Below are 12,390 nucleotides of genomic sequence, written 5' to 3'. Positions count from 1 at the left end.
CAGTGGTGCATGGTGTTCACGCGGTGCGGGCCGCGTGGATGCGTGGGTTCAGACTGGCTGCCGCCAGTTCAGGCCACGGCGCCGGTGCGGCGGCGGCGGGCGCCCACGCCGGCCAGCAAGACCAAGCCAGCCAGCATGCTGGCCACGGTGGCCGGCTCGGGCACGGCCTGAACGGCCACGCCGGCGGACTCGAAGCTGTAGTAGTTGGCGGGCAAGCCCGGGCCCACCGGATCGATGAAGTAGACGGCGGTGCTGGCCGACGGCGTCCAATGGTCCAGACGCAGCGTGACGCTGAAGACATCCATGCCGGACTCCGCGCGCGACGCGTGGCTGCCGCCAGACACGCTGTACTGCCAGCCCGGCACCAGGCTGCCGGTGCCGAAGTCGACATCCACCGCAGTCGGGCTCGACGTAAAGGCACCCGCGCCGAAAACACTGCCCGCCGCCGCGCTGACCAGCGAGAAGACCGTCGGGTCGAACTGGAGCACGACGGTGGACTCGTCGAAGCCGTTGGTGACGCCGCTGTCGTGCCAGGTGATCACGACCGTGCCACCCACGACCACAGGCAACGGGTCCTGGGTGAAGAAGAACTTGTCGGCGCTGCCGGCAGCCTGCGCCCCCATGCACGCCAGCACCGCTGCCACCGCCACCGCCGCACGCTGTGCGGTCTTCAGGATCGACATGCCCATCTCTCGCCCCCAGAACAACTTTGCAAATGCGTGGCCGCGCGCAACGCTGGTTCACGCCCAGAAACCGTGCAGACATGATGTCATGGGCCTGTCGCCGGACCATTGATCTGGCCCCACCCCCGCCCCCCCGGTTCAAGGGGAGACTCACCCGCATCGGGGGGACGGGCCGTTGGCCGCGTGGGCGTGGTCGCCCAGCAACACGTCATCGCGCTTGCGGACATCGGCCCCACCTTCGAGCCGGTTAGGGATGGCCCTGCCCGGCCCGCCGCCGCAAGGTGAACCTGCGGCGCATCGAGACCGTCCGCACCCAACCGAGGAGAACGTCATGACCAAGAAAGCCATCTGTGTCGGCATCAACAAGTTCGCCAACTACCCGCAGTTCGCGCTGAACGGCTGCGTCAATGACGCCAAGGACATGGCCGCGCTGGCCAAGGACGTGCTGGGCTTCAAGGCCAGCGAGATCAAGGTGCTCACCGACGCGCAGGCCACCAAGGCGGCGATCATGGCCGAGCTGCAGGCGGCGGTGGCCGCGGCCAAGGCCGGCAAGCTGAGCTACATCCTGTTCAGCCTGTCCTCGCACGGCACGCAGATGGCCGACAAGAGCGGGGACGAGCCCGACGGCATGGACGAGGCCTTCGTGCCCTACGACATTGCGCAGAAGGGCAATGCCTGGGACCCGGCGCGCATCATCAGCGACGACGAGTTCAATGCGCTGTTCTCGCAACTGCCGGCCAGCACGCTGCTGGAGGTGTACCTGGACACCTGCCACAGCGGCACCGGCCTGCGGGGCGCCGAGTTCAGCCTGTACGCGCCGCGGCCGCGCTACGTGGCACCGCCCGCCGGTGAGCTGCAGGGCGTGGTCAAGCAGCGCAAGGTGCGCGGCTTCACGCTCGACCGCGCGGCGCGTGGCGACGCGCCCAAGCCCGCCAAGGGCAAGGCCAAGGCCGCCAAGCCGGCTGACAAGGGCGTGGCGGGCGAACACCACATCCTGTGGAGCGGCTGCAAGTCCGACCAGACCAGCGCCGACGCCTACTTCAACGGCCGCTACAACGGCGCCTTCACCTACTGGTTCGTGAAGACCGTGCGCGACACCGCCAACAAGCTCTCGCGCAAGGACGTGGTGGCCAAGATGCGCGCAGCCATGAAGGGCAAGTTCAGCCAGGTGCCGCAGCTCGAAGGCAACGCTACCAACCGCGCCAATCCCATCATTTATTGAGCGACGGGTGCGCGCGGCGCTGTCAGCGCCGCACCCCGGCATGCCGCTTGCCCTGGGTGCGGCATGCCCACCCTGCTGCTGATCAACCCGAACACCAGCGCCACCGTCACCCAGCTGCTGGCGCACCATGCTGGTGCCATGCGTCCGCCCGAGGGCGTGCTGCATGCGGTGACCGCACCGTTCGGTGAACCCTACATCGCCAGCGCCGCGGCCTGCGCCGTGGCCGAGCGCGCCGTGCCGGCCGCCTGGGCCGCCCATGTGGCCACCCATGGCGAGCCCGATGCCGTGCTGGTGGCCTGCTTCGGCGACCCCGGCGTGGCCGCGCTGCGCAGCCTCACCCGTGTGCCCGTGCTGGGCCTGGCCGAGGTGGCGATGCGCCAGGCCCAGGCGCTGGCCGCCACCCAGGGCGGGCCGGACGGGCGCTACGCCATCGTGACCGGCGGCGCCGCCTGGCGCCCGCTGCTGTGGGCGCTGGCCGAACGCCTGGGGCTGGCCGACCGCCTGGCCGAGGTGGTGACGGTCGAGCGCACCGGCGCCGAACTGATGGCCGACCCGCCGGCGGCCCAGGCCCTGCTGCGCGCGGCCTGCGGCGAGGCGCTGACCCATGACGACGTGCAGGCCATCGTGATCGGCGGCGCGGCGCTGGCCGACCTGGCCGCGCCGCTGGCGGGTCAGGTGCCGGTGCCGCTGGTGGACAACGTGCGCGTGGGCCTGCGGGCGGCCTGGCACGCCGCTTGCGGAGGCCGCTCCACCGTTTGATGGAGCGCCTGCCGAATGAAAACCCTGCCCCGAACCCTGGTTTCCCGAGCCATCGCCCTGACCCTGGGCGCCACGGCCGGCACCGCCGCCCTGCTGGCCAGCCCCGCCGCGCTGGCCCAGGAGAAGGTGCTGCGCATCGCGATGACCGCGGCCGACATCCCGCGCACGCTGGGCCAGCCCGACCAGGGCTTCGAGGGCAACCGCTTCACCGGCATCCCGCTGTACGACGCGCTGGTGCACTGGGACCTGAGCAAGGCCGATGCGCCCAGCGTGCCGGTGCCCGGCCTGGCGCTGAGCTGGGCGGTGGACGCCAAGGACAAGACCAAGTGGGTGTTCAAGCTGCGGCCCAACGTCAAGTTCCATGACGGCAGCGCCTTCAATGCCGACGCCGTGGTGTGGAACGTGCGCAAGGTGCTGGACAAGGATGCGCCGCAGTTCGACGCCAGCCAGGTGGGCGTGACCGCCAGCCGCATGCCCACGCTGCGCAGCGCGAAGAAGATCGACGACCTGACGGTGGAACTGGTCACCAGCGAGCCCGACGCCTTCCTGCCGCTGAACCTGACCAACCTGTTCATGGCCAGCCCGGCGCACTGGCAGAAGAAGTTCGATGCCGCTGCCGGGGCCACGCCGGCCGACAAGGCCAAGGCCGCCTGGACCGCCTTCGCCGCCGACGCCTCCGGCTCGGGCCCCTACCGCATGACCCGCTTCGTGGCGCGCGAGCGCCTGGAGCTGGCGCCCAACAAGGCCTACTGGGATCCCAAGCGCACGCCCAAGATCGACAAGCTGGTGCTGCTGCCGATGCCCGAGGCCAATGCGCGCACGGCCGCGCTGCTGTCGGGCCAGGTGGACTGGATCGAGGCGCCAGCACCCGACGCCATGGCCGCCATCCAGGCGCGCGGCCACAAGATCTACTTCAACCAGCAGCCCCATGTGTGGCCCTGGCAGCTGAGCTTTGCCGAGGGCTCGCCGTGGCTGGACAAGCGCGTGCGCCACGCCGCCAACCTGTGCGTGGACCGCACCGGCCTGCTCAAGCTGCTGGGCGGCATGATGGCCATCCCCAAGGGCACGGTGCCGCCGGGCCACCCGTGGTGGGGCAACCCGAAGTTCGACATCCGCTACGACCCCGCCGAGGGCAAGAAGCTGATGGCCGAAGCCGGCCACACACCGGCCAAGCCGCTGAAGGTGAAGGTGCAGATCAGCGCCAGCGGCTCGGGCCAGATGCAGCCGCTGCCGATGAACGAGTTCGTGCAGCAGTCGCTCAAGCAGTGCGGCTTCGACGTGCAGTTCGACGTGATCGAGTGGAACACGCTGTTCACCAACTGGCGCAAGGGCGCCAAGGACCCGTCGGCCAACGGCGCCAACGCCATCAACGTGAGCTTCGCGGCGATGGACCCGTTCTTCGCGATGGTGCGCTTCACCAGCACCAAGACCTTCCCGCCTGTCAGCAACAACTGGGGCTACTTCGGCAATGCCGAGATCGACAAGCTGATCGCCGATGCGCGCGGCAGCTTCGACGACAAGGCCCGCGACGCCGCGCTGGCCAAGCTGCACGCCCGCATCGTGGAGGAAGCGCCGTTCGTGTGGATTGCCCACGACGTGGGGCCGCGCGCCATCGCCGCCAAGGTCAAGGGCGTGGTACAGCCGCGCAGCTGGTTCATCGACCTCGCGCCGTTGTCGATCGACTGACCGCACCGCCGCGATGCTGAACACCCTGCTGCAGCGCGTGGCCTACGCGCTGCCCATCATGGCCGGCGTGGCGCTGGTGTGCTTTGCGCTGGTGCACCTGGCGCCGGGCGATCCGCTGGTGGCCATCCTGCCGCCCGATGCGTCGGCCGAGATGGCGGCGCAGATGCGCCAGATCTACGGCTTCGACCGCAGCCTGCCCGAGCAGTTCTTCGCCTGGGTGTGGCGGGCGCTGCAGGGCGATCTGGGCACCAGCATCGCCAGCGGCCGGCCGGTGGCCCGCGAGGTGTTCAATGCCGTGGGCAACACGCTGCGCCTGGCGGTGCTGGCCACGGCCATCGGCTTCGTGCTGGGCAGCCTGTTCGGCTTCGTGGCCGGCTACTTCCAGGGCAGCTGGCCCGACCGCCTGGCCTCGCTGCTGAGCGTGCTGGGCGTCAGCGTGCCGCACTACTGGCTGGGCATGGTGGGGGTGATCGTGTTCTCGGCACTGACCGGCTGGCTGCCCGCCACCGGCGCCGGGCCCGACGGATCCGGCAGCTGGGCCTGGGACTGGCAACACCTGCAGTACATGATCCTGCCGGCGGCCACGATGAGCGTGATCCCGATGGGCATCATCGCCCGCACCGTGCGCGCGCTGGTGGCCGAGATCCTGGCGCAGGAGTTCATCGTCGGCCTGAAGGCCAAGGGCCTGACCGACTTCGGGCTCTTCCGCCATGTGGTGAAGAACGCCGCGCCCACCGCGCTGGCCGTGATGGGCCTGCAGCTGGGCTACCTGCTGGGCGGATCGATCCTGATCGAAACGGTGTTCGCCTGGCCGGGCACCGGCTTCCTGCTCAACAGCGCCATCTTCCAGCGCGACCTGCCGCTGCTGCAGGGAACCATCCTGGTGCTGGCCATGTTCTTCGTGGTGCTGAACCTGCTGGTGGACATCGTGCAGTCGCTGCTCGACCCGCGGATTGCCCGTGGCTGATGGAGGCAACAACATGAGCACCCTCGCTCCCGCCGCAGCCTCACCCGCGGCCCATGCCGTGGCTGCCGCCGCGGTGCAGACCTCCCCCGGCTACTGGGCCAGCGTGCTGCGCCGCCTGCGCGCCGATCGCGTGGCCATGGGCGCCGCGCTGGTGGTGCTGATGCTGCTGGTGCTGGCGCTGTTCGGCAGCGCGCTGGCGCCGGCCGACCCATACCAGAGCGCGATGCTCTCGCGCCTGAAGCCGCCCGGCACCGAGGGCCACCCGCTGGGCACCGACGAACTGGGCCGCGACCTGCTCAGCCGCCTGATCGTGGGCACGCGCCTGAGCCTGTTCATGGGCCTCACCCCCGTGCTGATGGCCTTCGTCATCGGCTCGGGTCTGGGCATCCTGGCCGGCTATGCGGGCGGCTGGATCAACAGCGCCATCATGCGCACCATCGACGTGTTCTACGCCTTCCCGTCGGTGCTGCTGGCCATCGCGCTGAGTGGTGCGCTGGGTGCCGGCATCGTCAACTCGCTGATCTCGCTGACCATCGTGTTCGTGCCGCAGATCGCCCGCGTGGCCGAGGCCGTGACCGCCCAGGCAAAGGGGCGCGACTACGTGGAGGCCGCGCGCGCGTCGGGCGCCTCGGCCTTCACCATCGTGCGCGTGCATGTGCTGGGCAATGTGCTGGGGCCGATCTTCGTCTACGCCACCAGCCTGATCGCGGTGAGCCTGATCCTGGCCTCGGGCCTGTCGTTCCTGGGCCTGGGCGTCAAGCCGCCCGAGCCCGAGTGGGGCCTGATGCTGAACACGCTGCGCACGGCCATCTACACCCAGCCGCTGGTGGCGGCCCTGCCCGGCGTGATGATCTTCATCACCTCGATCGCCTTCAACCTGCTGTCGGACGGCCTGCGTTCGGCGATGGACAACAAGCGATGACCCCCGCGCTGCTCGACAACACCGATGTGGGCGGCCCGGCCCAGCCGCTGCTGACCCTCCGCGGCCTGACCAAGCACTTCGGCTTGAAGAAGGGCCTGCTCGGCGGCCTGCTGCCGTCCGACGGCAAGGTGGTGCGCGCCGTGGACGGCGTGGACTTCAGCGTGATGAAGGGCGAGACGCTGGGCGTGGTGGGCGAATCGGGCTGCGGCAAGAGCACCACCGCGCGGCTGCTGATGCAGCTGATCGCCCCCACGGCCGGCGAGGTGGTGTTCGACGGCCGCGTGGTCGGCACGCGCGACCTGCCGCTGAAGGAATTCCGCCGCCAGGTGCAGATGGTGTTCCAGGACAGCTATGCCTCCTTGAACCCGCGCCTGACCATCGAGGACTCCATCGCCTTCGGCCCCATGGTGCATGGCGTGCCACGGCGTGAAGCGGCTGCCCGCGCCCACGACCTGCTGGCCCGTGTGGGCCTGGAGCCGGCACGCTTTGCCGGCCGCTGGCCGCATGAGCTGTCGGGCGGCCAGCGCCAGCGCGTCAACATCGCCCGTGCGCTGGCGCTGCAGCCGCGCCTGGTGATCCTGGACGAGGCGGTCTCGGCGCTCGACAAGAGCGTGGAGGCCCAGGTACTGAACCTGCTGATGGACCTGAAGGCCGCGTTCGGCCTGACCTACGTGTTCATCAGCCACGACCTGCAGGTGGTGCGCCACATCAGCGACCGGGTGATGGTGATGTACCTGGGCCGCGTGGCCGAACTGGGCCCCACCGAGGCGCTGTACGACGCGCCGCTGCACCCGTACACGAAGGCCCTGCTGTCCAGCATGCCCGCGCTCGACCCCGACCAGCGCACGCTGGAGCCGCCGCTGGCCGGCGACCCGCCCAACCCGATCTCGCCGCCCAGCGGCTGCCGCTTCCACCCGCGCTGCGCAATGGCCGCCCCGGTGTGCAGCCAGCGCGCGCCGCAGCCGGTGGCCGCGCGCGCCGCGCATGGCGTGGCCTGTCTGATGCATGAGGCGGGCAGCGGGCACCCACAGGCGGCCGCGCAGGAGATCGCAGCATGAGCGAAGCCCTGGTCGACATCCGCAACCTCCAAGTCACCTTCGCCGGCAGCGGCGCCGCCGGCCAGCCGGTGCGCGCGGTCAGCGACGTGAGCCTGAGCGTGCAGCGCGGCGAGGTGCTGGCGCTGATCGGTGAATCGGGCTCGGGCAAGAGCGTCACGCTGCGCACGCTGCTGAAGCTGCACCCCGAGCGCCGCACCACCATCACCGGCCAGGTGCAGGTGGCTGGCACCGACGTGCTGGCACTGAAAGGCCGCGCGCTGGCCGACTACCGCGGCAAGACCACGGCCATGATCTTCCAGGAGCCGCTGCTGGCGCTGGACCCGGTCTACACCGTGGGCGCGCAGATCACCGAGGCCATCCGCCGCCACGAGCCCGGCGTGAGCGCCGCGCAGGCCCAGGCGCGCGCGCTGGCGCTGTTCGAGCAGGTGCGCATCCCCAGCCCCGAGCGGCGGCTGGCGGCCTATCCGCACGAGATGAGCGGCGGCATGCGCCAACGCGCGATGATCGCCCTGGCCCTGGCCTGCCGACCACAGCTGCTGCTGGCCGACGAGCCGACCACCGCACTCGACGCCACGGTGCAGATCCAGGTGCTGCTGCTGCTGCGCGAGCTGCAGCAGCAACTCGGCCTGGGGGTGATCTTCGTCACCCACGACATCGGCGCCGCGGTGGAGGTGGCCGACCGCATCGCGGTGATGTATGCCGGGCGCATCGTCGAGGAAGGCACAGTGCGACAGCTGATCCGCAGCCCGCGCCACCCGTACACGCAGGCCCTGCTGGCCAGCCGCCAGCACGGCGCCATGGTGCGCGGCCAGCGCCTGCCCACGCTGGGCGGCAGCCCGCCCGATCTGGCCGCGCTGCCGCCGGGCTGTGCCTTCGCGGCGCGCTGCCCGCTGGCGCAAAGCCGCTGCCTGGAGGCGCTGCCGCCCGACGTGCCGCTCGCCCCCGGCCATGTGGCACGCTGCCACCGCACCGACGCCACAGGCGCAGAATCCTTCGTGACGCTGCCCGCCGCCAGCCTGGAGTGAGCCCCATGCCCCTGCACGACCCCGCCCACGCCTTCGTGCCCTACCCCGACGCGCCGGTGCCGCATGCGGCCTCCGGGGTGCTGACGGGCCTGCGCTTCGGCGTGAAGGACCTGTTCGACGTGGCCGGCTACCCCACCGGCGGCGGCAACCCCATCGTGCTGGCGATGTCGGGCATCAAGACCCGCACCGCACCCACGGTGCAGCGCCTGCTCGACGCCGGCGCGGCCTTTGCCGGCAAGACCGTCACCGACGAGCTGGCGTTCTCGATGAACGGCCAGAACGCGCACTTCGGCGCGCCGGTCAACGGCGCGGTGCCCGAGCGCATCAGCGGCGGCTCGAGCTCGGGCTCGGCCTCGGCGGTGTCCAACCGGCTGGTCGACTTCGCGCTCGGCACCGACACCGGCGGCAGCGTGCGCGCGCCGGCCAGCCATGGTGCGATGCTGGGCCTGCGGCCCACGCACGGCCGCGTCAGCCTGGCCTGCGCGCTGGACCTGTCACCCAGCCTCGACACCTGCGGCTGGTTCGCGCGCGACAGCGCCACCTTCGCCCGCGTGGCCGATGTGCTGCTGGGTGCCGACGCGCGGCCACTGCCGGCCAGGGTGCGGCTGCTGTGGCCCACCGCGCTGTGGACGCTGCTGGTGCCCGACGCCGCCGCCACCGTGAAGGAGGCGGCCGGCCGCGTGCAGGCCGTGCTGGGCGGCGCCACGCCGGCCGACGTGGTGCACGAGAGCCTGGACGCGATGTACTGGCACTTCCGCCACATCCAGGGCCGCGAGGCCTGGCTGACCGACGGCCCGCTGATCGAGCGCTACGCCCCGCCGCTGGGCCCCGGCGTGGCCGAGCGCTTCACCTGGTCGCGCCAGGTGACGGATGCGCAGGTGGCCGCCGCCTGGGCCCACCGCCGCGAGATCAGCGCCAGGCTCGACGCGCTGCTGGACGACGACGGCGTGCTGCTGCTGCCCACCATGCCCGACGTGGCGCCACTGCGCAGCGCGCCCGAGGCCACGCTGGAGGACTACCGCAACCGCGCCATCCGCCTGCTGTGCCTGGCCGGCCTGACCGGCCTGCCGCAGCTGAGCCTGCCACTGGTATGGCGCGACGACGCGGCCGGTGGCCGCGCGCCGATGGGCCTGTCGCTGCTGGGCCCGCGCGGATCGGACCGCAGTCTGGTGGCGCTGGCCGAGCAGCTGGCGGCGGCGGGCGTGGGCGCCTGAACGCCTCAGCCGCTGGACCTGTCAGACTGCAGGCGCCAGCAGCTGAATCGGCGGCGCCAGCGCCACGGTCTCGCAATCGGGCAGCTCGCCGCGCCGCTCGACCACCAGGAAGTCTCCCGCATCCAGTGCCAGCAGCGCGTGGTGCCAGGTGCCCGGCGCCAGCCACACGCCCTGCGTGCCATCGGTGACGAAGGCCGCCAGCTGCGCGGCGTCAGTGGGCGCCGGCCCCGGCCGCGCCACCACCAGCACGAAGCGCCGCAGCGCGCCCAGCGGCACGAAGCTCTGGCTGCCCAGGCGGTGACGCTCCAGCTCGGTCAGTGCCATCGGCAGCGTGCGCGCCTGGGCGCGCATCAGCGCGATCACCGGCCGGTCGGCGCCGGCGCCCAGGCGGGCGTCGGGCACCAGTTCCAGCCGTTGAGCGGTGCCGGCGTTGATCGTCTCGGCCTCGGCCAGGGCACCGGCCGGGGCCTGCAGCACCCGTCCATAGGGCGCAAAGGCCACGGCCGTGAGGGGCTGCGGCTGCAGCAGCGAAAGCGGTTCGGCATCGGTCATGGCGGGCGCGATGCAAGCGCCGCGCCAGGGACGGCCGACGCCCACCAGGTGGACGCGCTCCGCGCCGTTCTCAGCGCCGCTCTCAGCGCCGTTCTCAGCGCCGGCCGCGGCGGGTCGCCAGGCGGCCCAGGCCCAGCAGGCCGGCAGCCCACAGCGCCCAGGTGGCCGGCTCGGGCACCGGGGCGGCGGCCACGGTCAGGCCCAGCTGGCCGTTGGTCCAGGCCAGGCTGGCCTCGCGGCCCGGCGCCAGGCCGGTGACGACCAGGCTGCTGCGGGTGCCCAGCGTGGGATGCTGGGTGCGCAGTACGCCGCCCACGCTCAGCAGGTCGGCAAAGCTCAGCGCAGCCCCACCGCGGTAGTCGCTCAGGTCGACGACGATGCGGCCGTTGTAGAGGTTCAGGCCGCCGCCGATCACCAGGTGGTCGGCCTGCGCGGCATCGGGCCCGTCCACCTCCAGCACCAGGTCACCGCCGTTGAGGGTGTAGCTGCCTTCGATGGTCACCGTGCCCGGCGAATGCCCGGGCGCGAACACGCCACCGGTCTGGCTGAGGCTGGTGATCGTGCCGGTACCGTCCAGCAGCCCCCCCTTGAGCTGCACGCTCTGCGCGCTGCCGTCCACCGTCACATGGCCATCCAGCTGCACCAGCGTGCCAGTGAGCATGCCGCCACGCTCCACCACCAGGCGGCCGGCCGTGTCGTTGCCCAGGCTGCTGGCCAGCGATTGCAGCGTGCCGCCGGCCTGCACCTGCATCTGGCCCTGGTTCAGGAAGCCCACGCTGTCGCTGCGGCCGGGCAGCGTGGCGGCGGTGATCTGCAGCGTCTGGCCGTCCTCCACCTGGATGCGGCCCTCGTTGACGAAGGCCAGCGTGCGCTGGCTGGTGCTGGCGCCGCCCAGCAGGGCCGAGCCGCTGAGCGTCTGGCCGGAGCCGAAGGTCAGCACCGGCGCGCGGCCGATCAGGCCGCTGTAGCCGGTGAAGCGCGCCGGCGGCTCGCCCGCACCGGCCATCACGATGCGGCCGCTGCCGTCGATGCGCATGTCCTCCATCACGTGCACGGTGGCGCCGACGCTCGAACTGATGCCCGGCGCCGTGCCGCTCAGGCGCAGCGTGCCATCGTTGACGAAGCCCGGCCCCAGGCCCAGCCACTTGCCCTGCGGCACCTCCAGCAGCCCGTCGAGCCGCGCGCCGGCGATGCTGACGACCGAAGTGCCGCCGGTCACGCGCAGCACGCCGCTGTCCACCGTGCGCAGTGTGCCGCCGGTGACGCCGGCCACCAGTTCCACCACGCTGCCGGCCTGGGCCACCATCTGGCCGCCGCGGTTGTCCACCGTGCCCTGCACGGTCAGCCGCGCGCCACCGGTGGCCTGCAGCGTGCCGGTGTTGACGATGGAATGCGTGCGCGGCGGCGAGATGCCCTGCAGGCCCACCAGCACCAGCTGGCCGCCCGACTCGGCCTGGATCAGGCCGTGGTTGTCGACCGCGAGGTTGCCATTGGCCACGCCCAGGCTGCCGCGCCCGCGCAGCGTGTGCTCGGCGGCCACCACCAGCACATCGCCCCAGCCGCCGTTGCCGCCGTAGAAGAACTGGCGGCTGGACTGGCCCGCCTCGGCCGTGCCTTCGGCAAAGCCGTTGTCCAGCACGGTCTGCCCACTGCCCTGCAGCGTGACGGTGCCGTACACGCCCACCATGGCCCGGTTGCCCAGCGAGCTCAGGCGCAGCGTGCCGGCGTTGTGGACCACGCCGGCACCGCCCATCTCGGCGCCGATCCATTCCATGCGCGCCGCCGCGTTGGCGTACTGCCACGCGTCGCCGAAGGCGCTGCTGCCGCCCACCACCGCGGTGGTGCCGGCGGCCAGCGTCAGGCTGCCCATGCGCGGGCCTACGCTGCCGCAGAGGAAGCTGCCGCTGCAGAACGGCGACGGGCTCAGGTACGACATGTACGACACCTGCACGCGGTTGCCGCGGCCGGCCAGGCCGTCGACGGTGATGGTGGTGCTGGCGTCGTTGAACGGCGCGCTGGGCTGCCAGTTGCTGCGGATCACGCCGCCGACGCTGGTGTTGTTGCTGAACCAGAGCGTGTCCACCTGGCCCAGCCAGACATAGTCCAGCGCCTGTGCCGGGCCGGCGCCCAGCGCCAGCACGGCGGCCAGGGCCAGCGCGGCACGCAGGCGCCGCGGCGGCCGAGGCGAGCCCGGCCGGGCATGGTGTGGCAGGCGGACAGACGGGGCGGTGCGGGCAGGCTGGGACATGGCGGCGGCTCGGGCGGGGTGATGGACACCGGCTTACGCCGCGTGGCCACCCGC

General features: G+C 71.9%; 11 protein-coding genes. 8 read left to right on the top strand and 3 right to left on the bottom strand.

Going from position 1 to position 12,390, the window contains the following annotated elements:
* Positions 1-68: 68 nt before the first annotated feature.
* Positions 69-683: a PEP-CTERM sorting domain-containing protein gene (locus AACH10_RS05700; RefSeq protein WP_341409403.1), complete on the bottom strand. Its 615-nt coding sequence runs from the start codon at positions 681-683 to the stop codon at positions 69-71.
* A gap of 331 nt (positions 684-1,014) precedes the next feature.
* Between AACH10_RS05700 and AACH10_RS05695 the strand changes: the two genes are divergently transcribed.
* The 8 genes from AACH10_RS05695 (at position 1,015) to AACH10_RS05660 (ending at position 9,536) form a co-directional block, all read left to right on the top strand.
* Positions 1,015-1,905 (top strand): caspase family protein, encoded by an 891-nt coding sequence (locus AACH10_RS05695; protein ID WP_341409402.1) that lies wholly within the window; start codon positions 1,015-1,017, stop codon positions 1,903-1,905.
* 63 nt (positions 1,906-1,968) lie between these two features.
* A complete protein-coding gene (locus AACH10_RS05690) occupies positions 1,969-2,664 on the top strand; it encodes an aspartate/glutamate racemase family protein (protein ID WP_341409401.1) in 696 nt (231 codons plus the stop codon).
* A gap of 15 nt (positions 2,665-2,679) precedes the next feature.
* Complete coding sequence (locus tag AACH10_RS05685) at positions 2,680-4,350, top strand: ABC transporter substrate-binding protein (RefSeq protein ID WP_423228564.1); 1,671 nt, start codon at positions 2,680-2,682, stop codon at positions 4,348-4,350.
* Positions 4,351-4,363: 13 nt separating this feature from the next.
* A complete protein-coding gene (locus AACH10_RS05680) occupies positions 4,364-5,317 on the top strand; it encodes an ABC transporter permease (protein ID WP_341409400.1) in 954 nt (317 codons plus the stop codon).
* 13 nt (positions 5,318-5,330) lie between these two features.
* A complete protein-coding gene (locus tag AACH10_RS05675; RefSeq protein WP_341409399.1) occupies positions 5,331-6,239 on the top strand; it encodes an ABC transporter permease in 909 nt (302 codons plus the stop codon).
* Positions 6,236-7,297 (top strand): ABC transporter ATP-binding protein, encoded by a 1,062-nt coding sequence (locus tag AACH10_RS05670; protein WP_341409398.1) that lies wholly within the window; start codon positions 6,236-6,238, stop codon positions 7,295-7,297. The genes AACH10_RS05675 and AACH10_RS05670 overlap by 4 nt, the downstream gene beginning before the upstream one ends.
* Positions 7,294-8,322, top strand: coding sequence for an ABC transporter ATP-binding protein (locus AACH10_RS05665; protein ID WP_341409397.1), 1,029 nt, complete (start codon positions 7,294-7,296; stop codon positions 8,320-8,322). The genes AACH10_RS05670 and AACH10_RS05665 overlap by 4 nt, the downstream gene beginning before the upstream one ends.
* 5 nt (positions 8,323-8,327) lie before the next feature.
* Complete coding sequence (locus tag AACH10_RS05660; RefSeq protein WP_341409396.1) at positions 8,328-9,536, top strand: amidase; 1,209 nt, start codon at positions 8,328-8,330, stop codon at positions 9,534-9,536.
* Positions 9,537-9,557: 21 nt separating this feature from the next.
* On the opposite strand, the gene AACH10_RS05655 is transcribed toward AACH10_RS05660, so the two are convergent.
* Both AACH10_RS05655 and AACH10_RS05650 read right to left on the bottom strand, forming a co-directional pair.
* Positions 9,558-10,088: an ureidoglycolate lyase gene (locus AACH10_RS05655; RefSeq protein ID WP_341409395.1), complete on the bottom strand. Its 531-nt coding sequence runs from the start codon at positions 10,086-10,088 to the stop codon at positions 9,558-9,560.
* Positions 10,089-10,182: 94 nt separating this feature from the next.
* Entirely contained in the window at positions 10,183-12,336 is a 2,154-nt protein-coding gene (locus AACH10_RS05650; RefSeq protein ID WP_341409394.1) for a hypothetical protein, read from the bottom strand.
* Positions 12,337-12,390 lie beyond the last annotated feature (54 nt).

This window comes from Pseudaquabacterium inlustre, assembly GCF_038066595.1.
Lineage (GTDB): Bacteria > Pseudomonadota > Gammaproteobacteria > Burkholderiales > Burkholderiaceae_C > Pseudaquabacterium > Pseudaquabacterium inlustre.
This window is presented reverse-complemented; position numbering and strand designations above follow the sequence as displayed.

Coding starts and splice junctions, on each gene's coding strand:
- AACH10_RS05660 (WP_341409396.1), top strand. CDS start 8,328: ATGCCCCTGCACGACCCCGCCCACGCCTTCGTGCCCTACCCCGACGCG.
- AACH10_RS05655 (WP_341409395.1), bottom strand. CDS start 10,088: ATGACCGATGCCGAACCGCTTTCGCTGCTGCAGCCGCAGCCCCTCACG.
- AACH10_RS05670 (WP_341409398.1), top strand. CDS start 6,236: ATGACCCCCGCGCTGCTCGACAACACCGATGTGGGCGGCCCGGCCCAG.
- AACH10_RS05680 (WP_341409400.1), top strand. CDS start 4,364: ATGCTGAACACCCTGCTGCAGCGCGTGGCCTACGCGCTGCCCATCATG.
- AACH10_RS05695 (WP_341409402.1), top strand. CDS start 1,015: ATGACCAAGAAAGCCATCTGTGTCGGCATCAACAAGTTCGCCAACTAC.
- AACH10_RS05665 (WP_341409397.1), top strand. CDS start 7,294: ATGAGCGAAGCCCTGGTCGACATCCGCAACCTCCAAGTCACCTTCGCC.
- AACH10_RS05650 (WP_341409394.1), bottom strand. CDS start 12,336: ATGTCCCAGCCTGCCCGCACCGCCCCGTCTGTCCGCCTGCCACACCAT.
- AACH10_RS05700 (WP_341409403.1), bottom strand. CDS start 683: ATGTCGATCCTGAAGACCGCACAGCGTGCGGCGGTGGCGGTGGCAGCG.
- AACH10_RS05685 (WP_423228564.1), top strand. CDS start 2,680: ATGAAAACCCTGCCCCGAACCCTGGTTTCCCGAGCCATCGCCCTGACC.
- AACH10_RS05690 (WP_341409401.1), top strand. CDS start 1,969: ATGCCCACCCTGCTGCTGATCAACCCGAACACCAGCGCCACCGTCACC.
- AACH10_RS05675 (WP_341409399.1), top strand. CDS start 5,331: ATGAGCACCCTCGCTCCCGCCGCAGCCTCACCCGCGGCCCATGCCGTG.